The sequence below is a fragment of the Polaromonas sp. AER18D-145 genome, assembly GCF_002379095.1.
Lineage (GTDB): Bacteria > Pseudomonadota > Gammaproteobacteria > Burkholderiales > Burkholderiaceae_C > Polaromonas.
The window spans coordinates 114,658-131,827 of sequence record NZ_NBZV01000002.1; the positions used below are offsets into that span (position 1 = coordinate 114,658).

The following is a 17,170-nucleotide window of genomic DNA, read 5'->3' on the forward strand; positions in this document are numbered from 1 at the left end:
TCTTCCAAAGGACATGCCATGGCCAGCGAACTGATCAAACATACCACCGATGCCACCTTCGAAGCCGACGTGTTGCAGGCCTCCAAACCCGTGCTGGTCGACTACTGGGCCGAATGGTGCGGCCCCTGCAAGATGATTGCCCCGATTCTGGACGAAGTCGCCACCGGTTACGACGGCCGCCTGCAGATCGCCAAGATGAATGTGGACGAAAACCGCGACATTCCCGCCAAGTTCGGCATCCGCGGCATCCCGACGCTGATGCTGTTCAAGGACGGCCAGCTCGCCGCCACCAAGGTCGGCGCCATGAGCAAGGCCCAGCTGACCGCCTTCATCGACCAGCAACTGGCCTGAACGGCCTTGTCCCCAGCCACCGGCACGCTGTCCCTGCACAGCCTGCTGGTGCGCCATCCGGCATGAAGCGGATCGGCAGGACCTGCTCCCGCGCCCCCATCGCCCCGATAGATCCCCCGAATTTCCTGTCATAATGGCCCTGTTCGCTGACCGGCTGCTGCCGGCCGGTTCGAGTTCCCGGTTTGTGAAGCGCCTCTAGCTTCCTTTCAGACCTCCCCCGTTTTTTTATCTGAACTCCGCGAGGAGTTGACTTCACGCAAGGTTTCCCCATGCACTTAAACGAACTCAAGGCACTGCACGTGTCCGAAGTCCTCAAGCAGGCCGAAGAGCTTGAGATCGAAAACACCGGCCGCATGCGCAAGCAGGAGCTGATGTTCGCGATCATCAAGAAACGCTCCAAAACGGGTGAAACCATCGTCGCCGACGGCGTGCTCGAAGTGCTGCCCGACGGCTTCGGCTTCCTGCGCGCGCCGGACTCCAGCTACACCGCGTCCACCGACGACATCTACATCAGCCCGAGCCAGATCCGCCGCTTCAACCTGCACACCGGCGACATGATCGAAGGCGAAGTGCGCACCCCGAAAGACGGCGAGCGCTACTTTGCACTGAACAAGCTCGACAAGGTCAACGACGGCGCACCGGAAGCGAACAAGCACAAGGTGATGTTCGAGAACCTGACGCCGCTGTTCCCGCGCGAGCAGTTCAAGCTCGAGCGCGACATCAAGGGCGAGGAAAACCTGACCAGCCGCATCATCGACATCATCGCCCCGATCGGCAAGGGCCAGCGCGCCCTGCTGGTGGCGCCGCCCAAGTCCGGCAAGACCGTGATGATGCAGAACATCGCCCACGCCATCACCGCCAACTACCCCGAAGTGGTCATGATGGTGCTGCTGGTCGACGAGCGCCCCGAAGAGGTCACCGAGATGCAGCGCAGCGTGCGCGGCGAAGTGATTTCCTCGACCTTTGACGAACCCGCCGCGCGCCACGTGCACGTGGCCGAAATGGTGATCGAGCGCGCCAAGCGCCTGGTCGAACTCGGCAAGGACGTCGTGATCCTGCTGGACTCCATCACCCGCCTGGCCCGCGCCTACAACAACGTGTTGCCCTCGTCGGGCAAGGTGCTGACCGGCGGTGTCGATGCCAACGCGCTGCAGCGCCCGAAACGTTTCTTCGGCGCCGCGCGCAAGATCGAGGAAGGCGGCAGCCTGACCATCATCGGCACCGCACTGGTTGATACCGGCAGCCGCATGGACGAGGTGATCTTTGAAGAGTTCAAGGGCACCGGCAACTGCGAGATCCACCTGGACCGCCGCCTCTACGAAAAACGCGTGTTCCCGGCGATTCACCTGAACCGCAGCGGCACCCGCAAGGAAGAGCTGCTGCTGGCCCCGGAAATCCTGCAGAAGTCGCGCATCCTGCGTCAATTCATGTACAACATGGACGAAATCGAGTCCATGGAGCTGATGCTCAAAAACATGAAGGCCACAAAGAACAACCACGAGTTCTTCGACATGATGCGTCGAGGCGGCTAAAGCCGTCTCGCCAACTATTGCCCCCACGGTCGCTCACTGCATGTAGCTCCCTGCCCCCTCGGAGCTTGGGCACCAGGAAAGCAATTTAACCGCTCTACCGGCAGCGGGCGTTAGGCGATACAGATGGATGGCTGAAAGCTACTTCGCCCCCCACCCCGCGCAATTGCAACTGTTGCCCAACGCGCTCCAAGACTGCCGCTGCCGCAAGGGCACTTGGCGTAATTCATTGACGACACCTTAAACAGCCTGGATCTATCAGTCTTTCACGCGCGCTGCGCCATGGGTGGCCCGCGCACGGCTGGTACAATCAAGTCCTGTAAGGACTGCTTAAAGCCGTCACCCTTGCTCGGAATTTTCGGGGACGGCCCTGTCAGGAAGGCCAGCGCTGGTGTTCGTCATCGATGACATAGGCATGGGAATGTCTGCGGTCGGCGGACGCTGCATCGGCTTCACCGGCCAGGTGGGGATGCTCCGGTACAAGGTCGTCGTGCCGATGCGAGAGTGCAAGCGGATCTGCTGCGGGCCAAAGGCGCATCGAGAGCAGCAACGCCGCACTGGCGACTACCCCCAGCGTAACAAAACTGGCGGTCAAGCCGAATTTGGCGCCCAACCACCCTGCCAGGGGGTAAGTGATCAGCCAGCAAGCATGAGACAAGGCGAACTGTGCGGCAAAGAGTGCCGGACGGTCTGTATCGCTAGAAGAGCGGCGGAGAAGCCGCCCCGATGGCGTCTGCGCTAGCGAATAGCCGAGGCCCAGCACAAACCACAGCGGCAGCAACACGGCGTAGCGAGAGGCTAGCGCAGCACCCACGAGAAGGCCGATGGCAATCACGCTAGCACCCACCAGCATCGCGCGCCGTTCCGGCACGCGGGTGAGCACTTTGGGCAGCACCAATGCAATCAGCATCGAACCCGCTCCGAAGCAGGCCAAAGCGATGGCGGTTGCGGTCTGCGTCAGGCCAAAACCAGCTTGAACCAGCACCACGGTATTTACAATGACCATCGCACTGCCCGAGGCGATCGCGAGGTTAAGGGCGAGAAGGCCCCGCAGACGCGGTGTGGCAAGGTAGATGCGTGTCCCGCGGGTGGTTCGCTCATAAATGCTGCGCTTCGGCGGGATCTTGGGTCGGGGCAGAACGGCTGAAACGACGAGCGCTGCGGAGGCGAGAAAGCCAAAAACGGTACCGCCGAAGAGGCTGTGATAGCTGACTACGGTCAAAAGCAAGGCGGCCAGCATCGGGCTGACCAGGCTTTCGAGGTCGTAAGCCAGTCGCGACAGGGACAAGGCCTTGGTGTAGGCGTTCTCTCCGGGCAAAACGTCCGGAATTGTTGCCTGGAAGGTGGGTGTAAATGCGGCGGAAGCCGATTGCAGTACAAAGATCAATGCATAGATCTCCCAGATCTGCGTCACAAAGGGCAGGATCAACGCCACAGCGGCTCGAACCAGATCCAGCGCCACCAGCACCGCGCGACGCGGAAGGCGCTCGGCCAGGGCCGATGCAATGGGGGCAACGCCGATGTAGGCCAGCATTTTGATGGCCAGTGCGGTTCCCAGGACGGCTCCAGCGTTTGCACCGGCCAGGTCGAAAGCCAGCAGGCCCAAGGCGACGGTGGCCAAGCCGGTTCCCAAGAGCGCGATGACCTGCGCGAGGAACAGGTGCCGGTAGGTTCTGTTGGCGAGGACTTCAAGCATGTTTTGGTTCCCTCAAAAGGCTCGAAAATGCCGACATGGCCTGCCAAATGAGCCTCATCTGTGACGGTGATGACTTGACTTTAACCTATCCTGGGGGGTAGGATACCTACAAATGTCCGAAAACCATCTTCATACGGCTCATCCTGATGTGGTCAAGCGCCTGAAGCGGGCGCATGGGCATCTGAAAAATGTCATTGCCATGATCGAGGAAGAGCGATCGTGCATTGACATTGCCCAACAACTTCACGCGGTGGAGCGCGCCATCGGTGCGGCAAAGAAGTTGGTGATTCACGACCACCTGGATTACTGCCTTGAAGAGGTCGCAGGGGCAGGTCCTGCCGCAATGCGTTCTTCCATTGCGGAGTTCAAGGACATTACCAAGTATCTGTAAATGCGCAGAGCTACTCGAACCATTCTGTCGTTGTTGATGCTGGTCTTCCTGCTGACGAGCATAGGTGCACGCGGATTCCATTCGAAAGAATTTGTCCACGATTTGGACCATCACGGTCAACCAAGCGTTGCAACTCTGGACAGCGCCCACACAAGTGCGCTTGAGTCTGACGAAGAGCCAAAGGCAGAACCGCTCGATGAATTTGAGCACCAGCTGTTTCACACTGTCAGTACGCTGTACATGCTGGCGAGTGCTACTGCAAGTTTTTCCTGGGATGCTTCAGCCCAGATATTGGTGCCTGCCTCAAGTTCCCCTAGTCTGCCAGTAGCGGAGCTTGAACCTCCCTTCCGACCTCCCCGAAGCTCCGCCTTCATCTAACTCCGCCTGCGCCGCGGAGTCCCACGCGCTTTTATTCTCCCGGCTCATTGAGCGGCGTAGCCATGCCTGGCACGTTTCCAGACATTACTTGAGATTAGTCATGAACATAAATAATCCGTCCTTCCAGGCGCGCGTATGCGCCTGTGCCGCCGCGGCGCTGTACTCCTTCGCATTGACTGCACAGGCGACAGATCGGCCGGCGAAATTTGCTGTTGCCAGCAGCCAAGTGCAGGCATTGGGCATCAGGACTGCGCCATTGCAAAACCAGGCAGAGTCGGTGCGAACCAGTTTTCCAGCGCAGGTCGTGATCCCACCAAATGCGGAGCAGGTCATCAGTTCGCCGGTAACGGGCCTGATCTCTCAGTTGCTGGTGCAGCCAAACCAGATGGTGCGAGCAGGTGCGCCCTTGGTTCGCATTGCCAGCCAGGAACTCGGTCAGCTGCAGTTACAACTGCTACAGGCGAACGCACGTGCAACACTGGCAAGGCAGGCGGCCAAGCGTGAGCAGGATCTCTTTGGCGAGGGCCTGATTGCGCAGCGCCGCGTGCAAGAGGCTCAAGCTGCCTTGCAGGAAGCCGAGGCGACATTGAAACAGGCCAAAACAGCATTGCGCCTGAGCGGTATGTCTATGGCGGCCATCGACAAGGTTGCCGCCTCAGGAAATCCCCAAGACAGTTTGGTGCTGGGCGCAACGCAGGCGGGGATCGTGACGGAGATCAAGGCCAAGCCAGGCCAACGGGTCGACTCGACCACGCCTCTCATGCATCTGGCCCAGACCGGTACGCTTTGGCTCGAAATCCAGGTGCCAGTTGCCGAAAGCACGAGTTGGGCACCAGGCAGCAAGCTGAAAGTTCAAGGGCGCGACATCACGGCGCAGATCATGAGTAGCAGCGCCATGGTGGCATCCGGCAGTCAGATGGTGGTGATGCGAGCCCTTGTTCAGGGCAAAGCAGGCCAGTTACGCCCCGGCGAGTTGTTGACCGTCGAACTGCCGGTAGCTGCCACGGCAGGCGCATGGGATCTTCCCCTGTCATCCGTAGCGCATGACGGCGATCAGGCCTACGTGTTTGTGCGCACACCGGACGGATTTGAAGCGAGACCCGTCAAAGTTTCGGCCAGCTCCGGTCAGCGGGTCCGGATTCAGGGTCCGGTCAAAGCGGGCGAGGACGTCGCGGTCAGTGGCGTAGTGGCACTCAAAGGCGCATGGCTTAATGAAAAGGGGAGCAAGTAATGCTTTCCCGCCTCGTTCAATTTTCCCTGGCGCAACGTCTGTTTGTGCTGATGGCGACCTTGATGGTGGCCGGTGCGGGTTGGTACGCCTTGCGCGGCTTGCCGATCGACGCCTTCCCTGACGTATCCAGTACGCAAGTCAAAATCATCATGAAAGCGCCCGGGATGACCCCGGAAGAAGTCGAGAGCCGCATCGCGGTGCCGATTGAAGTCGAGATGCTCGGCATTCCGAAAACAAAAATTCTGCGCTCGGTCACCAAGTACGGCCTGGTCGATGTCACGATTGACTTCGAGGACGGTACTGACATTTACTGGGCGCGCCAGCAGGTGAGCGAACGCCTGGGCGGCCTGACAGAAAACCTGCCGACCGGCATCTCCGGTGGTATGGCCCCTGTCACCACTCCGCTCGGAGAAATGTACATGTTCACGGTGGAGGGCGAGTCGCTGTCACTGGCGGAAAGGCGCAGCGTACTCGACTGGGTCATCCGTCCCGCACTGAGGACCGTGCCGGGCGTTGCAGACGTGAATGCGCTAGGGGGAGTTGTCAGAGCCTTTGAAGTAGTGCCCGATCAGGCCAGCATGGCGGCCAGTGGCGTAACAATCGCCCAGCTGAAAGAAGCGATCGGGGCGAACAATCGCAACGATGGCGCGGGCAGGCTCGGTGAAGGCGATGAAGTCTTGCTGGTCCGCAGTGAGGGCAGCATCACCAGCCTGGAAGATCTGCGCGCCATCGTAGTAACCATAAAGGACGGCTCCCCTGTTCGCCTGGGCAACCTTGCCGAGGTCAAGATCGGCACCGTGACCCGCTACGGTGTCGTCACGCAGAGCGGACGCGGCGAGGCCGTGCAAGGTCTGGTACTGGGCCTGGCCGGCGCCAACGCGAAGATGGTGGTGGAGGGTGTGCGCAAGAAGCTGGCAGAACTCCAGCCGACCTTGCCGGCAGGCGTCGAGATCAAGACCTTCTATGACCGCGCCTCGCTGGTTTCCAAGGCGGTTAACGCCGTCTCGGCCGCACTGATCGAAGCGACCGTGCTGGTCATCGTGCTGCTCGGTTTGTTTCTGGGCAACATCCGTGCGGCGCTGACAGTGGCCATGGTGCTCCCCCTGGCGGCACTGATCACTTTCATCCTGATGCGCGCCTTCGGCATGTCGGCCAACCTGATGAGCCTGGGCGGCCTGGCCATCGCGATCGGCATGCTGGTTGATGCCGCCGTGGTCGTTGTGGAAAACATCGTGCAGCGTCTGGCGACCGATCCCACCGCCGGCAAACTCCCCCGGTTACACACCATTTACCGGGCAGTGCGTGAAGTAGCGGTTCCGGTCACGGCCGGGATTTTGATCATCATCACCGTCTTTCTTCCGCTGCTCACTCTGCAAGGCCTGGAAGGCAAGTACTTTGTGCCGGTGGCGCTGACCATCGTCTTCGCCTTGGCCGGTTCGTTGGTGTTGTCGCTGACCATCATTCCGGTGTTGGCGTCTTACCTGCTGCGCGAAGTCAAACACGAAGACCCGTGGCTGCCGCGCAAGCTCCTGAAGCTCTATGAACCAGCGCTGGTCTGGGGCCTGCAACGGCAGCGTGTCGTTGCGACGGTGGCGGCTGTCATGCTGTTGGCGGCCGGGTTGATTTACACCCAGGTTGGCAAGACCTTCATGCCGACAATGGACGAAGGTGACTTGATCGTCGGCATCGAGAAACTGCCTTCTGTCAGCCTGGAGCAAAGCGCTGCGCTTGACCTGAAAATCCATCGCGCCATCATGCAGGCCATCCCGGAAGTGCATGGCATCGTCGCCCGTGCCGGCTCCGATGAAATCGGCCTAGACCCGATGGGGCTGAACCAGACCGATACCTACTTGCTGCTGAAACCACAAGGCGAGTGGCGCATGAAATCCAAAGAAGCGCTGATGGACGAGGTGCGCAAGGTGCTTGATCCCATGCCCGGTATCGAATACAGCTTCACGCAACCTATCGAAATGCGGGTTTCGGAAATGATCATCGGCGTGCGCGGCGACCTGGCAGTCAAGATTTTCGGCCCCGATCTGGACAAGCTAAACCAGTATGCGAATCAGGTAGAGACGCTGCTCAAGACCGTTTCTGGAAATCAGGACGTGTACACGGTGCAGAACGACGGGGTGCAGTACCTGCGGGTAGCGGTGGATCGTTTGCAGGCCGGACGGCTGGGCTTGAGCGTCGAGGAAATCCAAGACGCCTTGCGTACGCAGATTGAAGGCCAGCGAGCGGGCGTTGTTATTGAGGGTAACCGCCGCACGCCCATCGTCTTGCGTGGTGCTGAAAGCGTCCGGATATCGCCAGCCGATTTCGCTGCCATGCGTATCACGACCAAGGATGGCAATACAGTCCCCTTGACCAGCGTCGCAAAACTAGAACGAGCAGCGGGCCCGGTCAAGATTGACCGGGAAATGGGGAGCCGTTACAGCGTGGTCATTGCCAACGTAGCCGGCCGAGACCTGGTGGGGTTTGTCGAAGAGGCGAGGACGCTGGTGACCCAGAAGGTGCCGCTGGACACGGGTTACCGTATCAGTTGGGGCGGCCAGTTTGAGAATCAGCAGCGCGCGGCGGCCCGGCTTACTGTTGTTGTGCCGGTTGCGCTCGGATTGATTTTTGTGTTGCTGTTTTCAACCTTCCGATCCGTGCGCCAGGCCCTGCTCATTTTGAGCATCATCCCGTTTGCGCTGGTGGGGGGAATCGTCGCTTTGTGGGTAACCGGCGAATACCTGTCGGTGCCGGCATCGGTGGGCTTCATCGCTCTGCTGGGCATCACCGTCCTCAATGGGGTGGTCCTGGTGAGTTATTTCAATCAGCTGCAAAGCGAGGGAATGAGACTGAGTGAGGTCGTTTTGCAGGGAGCGAAGCGCCGGCTGCGGCCGGTGCTGATGACAGCCTCCATTACCGCCTTCGGTTTGATCCCGCTGCTGTTCGCAACTGGGCCAGGGTCCGAAATACAACGCCCGTTAGCCATCGTCGTGATCGGCGGGTTGATCACGGCCACAGCCCTGACTTTGATGTGGTTGCCCATCCTGTATTTACGCTTTGCGTTTCCGAAACGAAAGGTTTCCGATGTCTGAACTTTGCTTGACCATCCTTTGCCCGCCGGCCGTCGAGGAAAAACTGCTCGACCTGCTCCTTTTGTCGCCCAACGCGGCCGTATTTACAAGTGCGCCGACGGCCGCTCATGGCCTGGCTTTCGGCAGCCTTAACCAGACCGAGCAGGTGCTTGGCCGCGCTTTTGCGACCCAAGTGCAAGTTGTTATTCCTGAAGCCGACCGGCACGCTCTGCTGGGCGACATCCAGGAGCAATTTTCTGGTGCTGGCCTGCGCTACTGGATAACGCCAGTCATCGAGTCGGGAGAAATAGCATGATGATTCGACTGCTCTTGGCATCCCTGATCATGGTGGCTGGTTCTGCCTACGCACTACAAGCACCGAATGTCCCCGGGCTGTTGCCTACAGAGATCGCACGTCCTCTACTGGAGCAAGACCCGCGTGTCGCTGCGGCGCGCGCAGGTTTGGAGGTTGCAAGGCAAGAGGCCAGCATTCTTGACAAGTCACCTTACGAATGGACTGGCAAAGCGCTGGGGCAGCGGCGGTCTCTCGACACCGGGCCACGCTATCGCGAGTGGAATGTCGGCATTGAGCGGACCATCAGACTCCCAGGCAAGGGCTCGGCTGACCGCAACATCGGCAAGGCCACCATCGAGGAGTCCGAGGCACGGTATGGTGAAGCATTGCATGAATCAGCTCGGGAGCTGGTGTCACTTTGGGTGGATTGGCTAGCTACGGAACGTGGGCGCGAACTGGCTGCAGTAAATCTCCAGGCGGTGCAGGAAAATCTGAAATCCGTAGACAAGCGCAACCGCGCTGGTGACGCGTCGAAACTGGATATCAACCTCGCCGGGGCCGAGTTGGCAGAGCAAAAACGTATGGACAACGATGCTCGGACACAAGCATCGGCTGCTTGGGCTCGACTGTCGGCTCGCTTCCCGGGCATCAACCGCCAAAGCGTGCTTCTGCCTTCCCCGGTGTTGATTGCTGAGGATGAGGCCCTGTGGCGTGATCGAATCATTTCCGAAAGCGACGAGTTCAAGGTCGTGCAGACCCAGTTGCGCATAGCGCAAGCCCAAGCCGACCGTGCGCAGGCTGACCGGGTTCCCGATCCGACCTTCGGCGTTTACACAGCCTCTGAGGTCGGTGGCCGCGAACGGATTTCCGGCATCACCATCAGCATTCCTCTGCCTGGCGGCTTGCGCGATTCACGCAGCGCCAAAGCCCTTGCGGCGGTTGAAGTGGCCCGTAATGCCGTTGACCTCAAGAAACGTGAACTCGAAACCGAGATCGCCTCGGCATTAGTCACTGCCCGGGGAACATATGAAAGCCTGCAGATTGCCAACGAGGGCGCGCTCGCCGTGCAGGAAAACGCCAAGCTGGTGCAACGCGCTTACGCGCTCGGTGAGGGAGATTTGCAAACTTTGTTGCTCGCGCGCCGGCAGGTCACCGCTGCGATGAATAGCGCATTACTCGTACAAACGAACGCGTTGAAGGTTTATTACGGTCTGCTTATCGACGCGCATTTTGTTTGGGGACTGGAAAATGACTAACAAAGCGATTTCACAAAGGGTATGTAGATTGCTGCTGGCAATGCCCTTATTGATCCTCACCGGTTGTCAGACTATCTATGAAGGTAAGTATGAATGGGACGCGGGTTGGCGTCCTGGCACGGTGCGCTCTGTCGGGTCCGCTGATCAAGTCACCAAGACACCTTTTCGCGACTGCCGCCTTGCCTTAAGCTCCGCGGAAAAAATTGCGCTTAAATTTGCAGTTGTCTCGTACTCGTTTCTCAATCGTCCGAAAAATGCGGTTGTGCCCATTTCACCTGGATCGACGTGGACTGCCGGAAGCCCGGTGTATATCAACGTCACCAACTGCAGGACAGCATTAGAGCCGCGAGTGGTCCGTGCTGACCCCGGCAATAAGAAGAACGAATTACAACTGAAATTGATCGAACCACATGGTTAGCCTGATGAAGGCATAAGCACTCTAGGAGCTTTGCGGCAGAAGGAACGTCGGCTGCAAATCCGGCAAAAACTGTGTTCGCTGGAGCCACTTTTCGCTTCGACGCATTCTGCCGCCCAGACTCCAGACGGGCGCTGCGCCTGCGGCCCGGCGAAGCCGTTTCCGCGGCCCCGGCTGGCATAAAACCCTTCGAATCCGCGCTAAGTGCTTGATTTCATGGCATAATGCGAGGCTTCACGGAAAGTGCCCAGAACTGGTCTGGGTGGCTCCCGAAACGAACAAGGAAAGATCATGAAAGAAGGCATTCACCCCAACTACCGCGAAGTTTGTTTCCTGGACATGTCCAACAACTTCAAGTTTGTGACCCGCTCCTGCGCCAACACCAAAGAAATGGTGAAGATGGAAGACGGCCGCGAACTGCCGCTGTACAAACTCGATACGTCGAGCGAATCGCATCCGTTTTACACCGGCACACAGAAATCCGTGGACAACATGGGTGGCCGCGTCGAGAAATTCCGCAACCGTTTTGGCAAGACCGCTGCCAAAGACGCTGCAGCGCCTGCTGCCGAGTAAGCTGCGAAACAGCTTCGGCCACACGAAAAAGCAGCCTGAATGTCAGGCTGCTTTTTTTTGCCCCAAAATCAGGGCTTCCGCTTCGCCTGACCTCCCTTGAACAAACCCTCGCCAGCCATCATTGCCCAGTCTGCAGTTCGCCGGTTGCCCCGGCTGGCGCTGCTGCTGTTCTGCCTGGCCTATATCCTGCCCGGCTTCCTGGGCCGCGGGCCCTGGAAAAATGCCGACATTGCGGCCTTTGGCACCATGCGCGAACTGGCGGCCGGCAACACCAGCTGGCTGCATCCGCAACTGCTGGGACAGGCCGGCGAGTTTGAAGGGCTGGCGCCTTACTGGTTGGGCGCTTTGGCGATCAAGGCGCTGCCCTTTTTTGACCCCGCTTTTGCAGCGCGGATACCGTTCGGCCTGCTGCTGGCACTGACGCTGCTGTGCACCTGGTACGCCGTTTATTACCTGGCGCGCAGCCCGCAGGCCCAGCCCGTGGCGTTTGCCTTTGGCGGAGAAGCCAGCCCGGTTGATTACGCCCGGGCCATTGCCGACGCCGCCCTGCTGGCATTGATCGCCAGTCTCGGCCTGGCCCAGCTCTCGCATGAAACCACCCCCGCCCTGGCGCAGCTCGGTTTCACGGCACTGGTTTTTTATGCCGTGGCGGCCAGCGCCTACCGCAACGCCTGGAAGGTGATGGGGCCGGCCCTCGGACTGGTGGTCGGACTGGCCGGACTGGCCCTGAGCGGCGCGCCCACGGTGGCAGCCCTCCTGGGCGCCGGCAGCATCCTGGTCGCGCTGGGCCGCGCGCAGAACACCCGGCCGGACAACAACCCTGCCCACGCCTGGCGCTGGGTGCTGCTGACCGGCGTCCTGACCCTGACGGTCGCCGCCCTGTCCTGGGCGCTGGATCTCTGGCGCTGGCGCATCGAAATTCCCGGCCTGGAAAGCCCGGCTGACCGCAAGGAATGGCGCAGCATGGCGCGCCTGCTGGTCTGGTTCACCTGGCCCACCTGGCCGCTGGCCGCCTGGACCCTGTGGCGCTGGCGCCGGCAACTGACCAGCCGGCACGTGGCCCTGCCGCTGTGGTTTGCGCTTGTGGCGCTGGCCGCCACGGTGACCACCACCGCGTCGGACCGCAGCCTGCTGCTGAGCCTGCCGCCGCTGGCGGCCCTGGCGGCCTTTGCCTTGCCCACCCTCAAGCGCAGCGTGGCCTCGCTGATTGACTGGTTCACGCTGCTGTTCTTCACCGGCTGCGCCATCATCATCTGGGTGATCTGGATTGCGATGCAGACCGGCATGCCCAGGCAGCCAGCCGCCAACGTCGCCAAGCTGGCGCCTGGCTTTGAGCCCAGCTTTTCGTGGCTGGCCTTTCTGGCCGCGACGCTGGCCACCCTGGCCTGGGCCTGGCTGGTCAAGTGGCGGGCCGGCCGCCAGCGCGCGGCGGTGTGGAAATCCATGGTGCTGCCCGCCGGCGGCGCCACGCTGTGCTGGCTGCTGCTGATGACGCTGTGGCTGCCCCTGCTCGACTACGCCCGCAGCTACGCACCGCTCTCGCGGCAGGTCGCGGCGCGTGTCGAGCCCGGTGCCTGCGTCGAGGTGTACGGTCTGAACAGCGCCCAAGTGGCCGCCTTTCAGTACCACGGTCAGCTTGAACTGCGCCAGGCCGGTGCCAGGGCAGCCTGTCCCTACCTGGTGGTGGACGCCGATGCGCAGGACACGCTGAGCAAACACGTCAACCTGCCCGACTGGGCCTACCTGGCCACCTTGCGCCGGCCCACCGACAAGAACGAAAACGTGGCGCTGTACAAGCGGGTCAGTGAAGCCCCCCCTGACACGGCGGCAGCACCGGGACCCGCTCGCCAGCGGCCGTGAGCGAACTCAAGGCCATAGGCCGGCATGCCGGTACGGTGCTGATCGGCCAACTGGCGGTCATGGCCTTTGGCATCGCCGACACGGTGATTGCCGGCCGCTACAGCGACCAGGCCCTTGCCGCGTTGTCTGTTGGCGCGGCCATCTACATCAGCGTGTATGTCGGCCTGATCGGCATCGTGCAGGCGCTCCTGCCGATCTGGGCCGAGCTCCACGGTGCCCGACGACATGCCGCGCTGGGCCGCTCGCTGCGGCAAAGCCTATACCTGTGCGGCTTCATCGCGGCGGTGGGTATTGCCGCACTGCTGTTTCCGGGACCCCTGCTGCGCTGGGCGCAGGTGCCCGCCGGGATGCAGGACGACGTGCAGCGTTACCTCGCGATACTCGCCGCCGCCCTGGTGCCGTCCCTGCTGTTTCGCATCTACAGCAGCTTCAACCAGTCGCTGGGCAGGCCGTTGCTGGTCACCTGGTTGCAGGTCGGCGCACTGATGGTGAAGATCCCCCTGTCCGTGTGGCTGGTGGCAGGTGGCGCAGGCGTGCCAGCCCTGGGCGTGGCGGGTTGCGCCTGGGCCACGCTGGTGGTCAACTACGGTCTGCTGGTGGTGGCCGTGATCATGCTGCGTACCCAGGACATCTACCACCCCTACCGGCTTTGGGTGCGGATGGAGGCACCGCGCTGGCGCCAGATCGCCGAGTTTGCGCGGCTGGGCATTCCCGGCGGCCTGGCCTATCTGGTCGAAGTCACGTCGTTTACCCTGATGGCCCTGTTCATTGCCCGGCTGGGGACCGTGGCTTCGGCCAGCCACCAGATTGCCGCCAGCGTGGCGTCGGTGCTGTACATGATGCCGCTGTCGATCGGGATTGCCTGCAGCGCCAGGGTGTCGTTCTGGATCGGCGCCGGCCAGCCGGAACGGGCCAGGCACGCGGCCTGGACAGGTTTTGGGCTTGCGACCTTTTTTGCGCTGGCCTTGGGAGCTATACTTTTAATAGCAAATCAGGTGCTCGCGGGTTTGTATTCGCGCAATCCGGCGGTCGTCAGCCTGGGCTCGGGCCTGCTGCTGTGGGTGGCGGTTTACCACCTTGCCGATGCGGTACAGGCCGTGTGCGCCTTTTTGCTGCGCTGTTACCGCGTCACCCTGGTGCCCTTGTTGCTGTACAGCATCCTGCTCTGGGGTCTGGGCCTGCTGGGTGGTTACGCGCTGGCCTACAAAGGCTGGGGTACCCACGAACCGACCCAGTCGGCCAGCAGTTTCTGGATCGCCAGCACGGGGGCCATCGCCCTGGTTGCCCTGTGTTTTACCGCCCTGCTCTGGAAGGCCGTCAGACACAGCCGGAAGGACGGGCTCAGGGCTGAACCGGTCGCACCCGCGTAGCGGGAAAGACAATCGAAAATCGCGAGCCCTGGCCAGGCTGGCTTTCGATGCGAAGCTCGGCACCGTGGCGCTGTGTCACATGTTTGACAATCGCCAGGCCCAGCCCGGTGCCGCCGGTTTCACGCGAGCGGCTGCGATCCACCCGGTAAAAACGTTCGGTCAGGCGCGGAATGTGTTCCGCAGCGATGCCTGGTCCGGTGTCCTGGACCTGGAATTCTCCCCGGCCATCGTCGAGCAGCCGCCAGCTGACCTTGATCAGGCCTGCGGGCGGGGTGTAACGCACGGCGTTGGTCACGAGGTTCGACATGGCGCTGAGAAGTTCGTTCTGCACGCCCGCCAGCTCGCAGGGTGGACCCGGTTCAAACTCCAGCCTGTGGCCCGCAGGGGCCAGCATGGCCGACAGCGAGCGCGCCTCCTGCTCGCATTGCGCCAGCAAGGCACCGGTCGTCACCCACTCAGCGGTATCGGGGAACGGGCTGCCCTCAAGCCGGGACAAGGTGAGCAGGTCGTTGACCAACGTCTGCATGCGCTGCGACTGCTGCGCCATCAGGCCCAGGTACCTGACTCGCTCGGGCTCCTTGAGCGGCAGCGTCTGCAGCGTTTCAATAAAGCCCGACAACACCGTCAGCGGCGTGCGGATTTCATGTGACACATTCGCCACAAAATCGCGGCGCATGGCTTCTGCCAGCTCAAGCGCGGTGACGTCCCTCGACAGAAGCAGCTTGCGGTCCCTGCCGTAGGCATGCAGATGCACCGCCAGCCTGACGGGCCGCGCCGGCGTTGACCGGCCGCCAGGGATCATCACATCGCGCGAGAAGTTGCCCGAGCCCAGGTAGGCCGTAAAAGCGGGATCACGCACGAGGTTGGCAATATGCTGCATCACGTCGCGTTGAGCGTCAAAACCAAAATGCTGGGCGGCTGTCTGGTTGCACCATTCAATCCGCCCGTCAGCATCGAGCAGCACCACGCCGTTCGGCGAAGCCTGCATGGCCGCCAGGAATTCGTTGAGGCGTGTCTGGCTTTCCTGGTAATGGCGATCACGGTTCTTCAGCATGCGACGGGTCCGGTCGGCGATTTCACCCCACACCCCGCCGGCTGGCGGAGATGCGCTGGGCAACGGGCCGGGTTCTTCAACGTTCTGCTCGGCTCGCAACCACTTCAGCAAACGCGTAGTCTGCAAGCTATCGATCAAGAGCCAGACATTGCTGGCAATCAGAAGTCCCGGCGCCATGCCATCCTTGCCGCCCAACCACCAACCCAAGCCAGACCCGAGCAGCAGAAGGGCTGCAAAAGTTATCCAGCGATTGATCATGTCCCGGATTGTGCCGCAGCGGGCTGACCGACCGTTGCCAGCGCTGTCAGCCTGTAACCCGCGCCGCGTACCGTTTCCACCATCGCACCGGCCGCGCCGAGCGCCTCGCGCAGGCGCTTGACGTGCACGTCCACCGTGCGTTCCTCGATGAACACGTGGTCGCCCCAGACCTTGTCCAGCAGCGTGCTGCGGCTGTGCACCCGCTCGGCATGTTTCATCAGGTAGTGCAGCAGCTTGAACTCCGTGGGGCCGAGCTTGAGCTCCTGACCCTGGAAGGAAATGCGGTGCGTGGCAGCGTCGAGCAACAGCTCGCCGACCGTCACACTGTCGTTGACCGACTCCGGCGCACGCCGGCGCAGCACCGCGCGTATGCGGGCCAGCAACTCCTGCGTGGAAAAGGGCTTGGTGATGTAGTCGTCGGCGCCGGCATCCAGCCCGGCGACTTTGTCGGGTTCGTCTCCCTTGGCGGTCAGCATCAGGATCGGAATGCTTTTGGTACGGGCCTGTTTGCGCAGGTGCCGCGCCAGCGACAGCCCGCTTTGCCCGGGGAGCATCCAGTCCAGCAAAATCGCATCGGGAAGCACCGCATCGAGTTCGCGCTGCGCGGCCACGCTGTCGCCGGCAATCACCGGGGAGAAGCCGCCGTGCGTCAGGTTCACTGCGATGAGCTCGGCAATCGCCGGTTCGTCCTCAACAATCAGTATGCGCGGCTGGTGTTTCATGTGCAGGTGAAGTCCATTACTTGACCGCCGACTCGATCTGATCCATCGAGGTGTGCCGGACGTCGGCGCCCTTGACGATGTAAATGATGAACTCGGCAATGTTCTTGGCATGATCGCCGACGCGCTCGATGGCCTTGGCCACGAACAGCAGGTCCAGGCTCGGCGAAATGGTGCGCGGGTCTTCCATCATGTAGGTGATGAGCTTGCGCACGAAACCGTCAAACTCCCGGTCAATCAGGTCATCTTCCTTCAGGATCGAAACAGCCGCGGCCGTATCGAGACGGGCAAACGCATCCAGCGCCTTGCGCAGCAGCGCAGACGCAAGCTCTGCCGCCACATTCAGTTCTGAAGCAGGCAGGGCCCGCGAAGAACCGCTTTCAATGATGGACTTGACCATGCGGGCGATTTTTTCCGCCTCGTCACCGGCACGCTCCAGATTCGCCGTGGTTTTCGAAATCGCAATCAGCAGCCGCAGATCGCGTGCGGTCGGCTGGCGCCGCGCAATGATGGACGACAGATCACGGTCAATGTCGACTTCCATCGCATTGACCTGGGCCTCGGTCTCAATCACCTTGTTGGCGGTTTCGGCGCTGAACTGCGACAGTGCATAAATGGCGTGGCGAATCTGGGATTCGACCAGCCCGCCAAGCTCCATCACGCGGGAGGATACGGTGTTGAGTTCGCTGTCGAACTGGGTAGACAAATGTTTTTCGGGCATGGTGCGCTCCT

General features: G+C 61.3%; 15 protein-coding genes. 11 read left to right on the top strand and 4 right to left on the bottom strand.

Annotated features, from left to right (window positions below):
• Positions 1-18 precede the first annotated feature (18 nt).
• Both trxA and rho read left to right on the top strand, forming a co-directional pair.
• On the top strand, positions 19-351 hold the full coding sequence (gene trxA / locus B7G52_RS02060; protein WP_077594529.1) for a thioredoxin TrxA: 333 nt from the start codon (positions 19-21) through the stop codon (positions 349-351).
• A 269-nt stretch (positions 352-620) separates the two neighbouring features.
• A complete protein-coding gene (rho, locus tag B7G52_RS02065; RefSeq protein ID WP_096662678.1) occupies positions 621-1,883 on the top strand; it encodes a transcription termination factor Rho in 1,263 nt (420 codons plus the stop codon).
• Between the two features lie 370 nt (positions 1,884-2,253).
• On the opposite strand, the gene B7G52_RS02070 is transcribed toward rho, so the two are convergent.
• A complete protein-coding gene (locus tag B7G52_RS02070) occupies positions 2,254-3,576 on the bottom strand; it encodes an MFS transporter (protein ID WP_096695858.1) in 1,323 nt (440 codons plus the stop codon).
• Positions 3,577-3,688: 112 nt separating this feature from the next.
• Between B7G52_RS02070 and B7G52_RS02075 the strand changes: the two genes are divergently transcribed.
• The 9 genes from B7G52_RS02075 to B7G52_RS02110 all read left to right on the top strand — a co-directional run bounded on the left by B7G52_RS02075 (position 3,689) and on the right by B7G52_RS02110 (position 14,407).
• Positions 3,689-3,967 carry a metal-sensing transcriptional repressor gene (locus B7G52_RS02075; RefSeq protein ID WP_096662347.1) on the top strand — a complete coding sequence of 93 codons (279 nt, stop codon included), beginning with the start codon at positions 3,689-3,691 and terminating at the stop codon, positions 3,965-3,967.
• Positions 3,968-4,445: 478 nt separating this feature from the next.
• Entirely contained in the window at positions 4,446-5,576 is a 1,131-nt protein-coding gene (locus B7G52_RS02080; protein ID WP_096695860.1) for an efflux RND transporter periplasmic adaptor subunit, read from the top strand.
• A complete protein-coding gene (locus tag B7G52_RS02085; protein ID WP_096695862.1) occupies positions 5,576-8,659 on the top strand; it encodes an efflux RND transporter permease subunit in 3,084 nt (1,027 codons plus the stop codon). Before B7G52_RS02080 ends, B7G52_RS02085 begins: the two co-directional genes overlap by 1 nt.
• A 7-nt stretch (positions 8,660-8,666) precedes the next feature.
• Positions 8,667-8,954, top strand: coding sequence for a DUF3240 family protein (locus B7G52_RS02090; RefSeq protein WP_240523287.1), 288 nt, complete (start codon positions 8,667-8,669; stop codon positions 8,952-8,954).
• Positions 8,951-10,189, top strand: a complete 1,239-nt coding sequence (locus B7G52_RS02095) for a TolC family protein (RefSeq protein ID WP_205853016.1) — start codon at positions 8,951-8,953, stop codon at positions 10,187-10,189. The genes B7G52_RS02090 and B7G52_RS02095 overlap by 4 nt, the downstream gene beginning before the upstream one ends.
• Positions 10,182-10,607: a hypothetical protein gene (locus B7G52_RS23200; protein WP_141397371.1), complete on the top strand. Its 426-nt coding sequence runs from the start codon at positions 10,182-10,184 to the stop codon at positions 10,605-10,607. The genes B7G52_RS02095 and B7G52_RS23200 overlap by 8 nt, the downstream gene beginning before the upstream one ends.
• Before the next feature lie 288 nt (positions 10,608-10,895).
• A complete protein-coding gene (locus B7G52_RS02100) occupies positions 10,896-11,177 on the top strand; it encodes a type B 50S ribosomal protein L31 (protein ID WP_096695864.1) in 282 nt (93 codons plus the stop codon).
• A 96-nt stretch (positions 11,178-11,273) separates the two neighbouring features.
• A complete protein-coding gene (locus B7G52_RS02105; RefSeq protein ID WP_096695865.1) occupies positions 11,274-13,037 on the top strand; it encodes a hypothetical protein in 1,764 nt (587 codons plus the stop codon).
• Positions 13,034-14,407, top strand: coding sequence for an MATE family efflux transporter (locus tag B7G52_RS02110; protein ID WP_096695866.1), 1,374 nt, complete (start codon positions 13,034-13,036; stop codon positions 14,405-14,407). The genes B7G52_RS02105 and B7G52_RS02110 overlap by 4 nt, the downstream gene beginning before the upstream one ends.
• On the opposite strand, the gene phoR is transcribed toward B7G52_RS02110, so the two are convergent.
• The 3 genes from phoR to phoU are packed head-to-tail and all read right to left on the bottom strand — an operon-like array spanning position 14,379 to position 17,159.
• Positions 14,379-15,719 (bottom strand): phosphate regulon sensor histidine kinase PhoR, encoded by a 1,341-nt coding sequence (gene phoR, locus B7G52_RS02115; RefSeq protein ID WP_096695868.1) that lies wholly within the window; start codon positions 15,717-15,719, stop codon positions 14,379-14,381. The genes B7G52_RS02110 and phoR overlap by 29 nt on opposite strands.
• The gene (phoB, locus tag B7G52_RS02120) at positions 15,716-16,441 is read right to left on the bottom strand and encodes a phosphate regulon transcriptional regulator PhoB (protein ID WP_096695870.1); all 726 of its coding nucleotides are present in this window, start codon (positions 16,439-16,441) and stop codon (positions 15,716-15,718) included. Before phoB ends, phoR begins: the two co-directional genes overlap by 4 nt.
• 16 nt (positions 16,442-16,457) lie before the next feature.
• Positions 16,458-17,159 carry a phosphate signaling complex protein PhoU gene (phoU, locus tag B7G52_RS02125; RefSeq protein ID WP_096695872.1) on the bottom strand — a complete coding sequence of 234 codons (702 nt, stop codon included), beginning with the start codon at positions 17,157-17,159 and terminating at the stop codon, positions 16,458-16,460.
• Between the last annotated feature and the right edge of the window lie 11 nt (positions 17,160-17,170).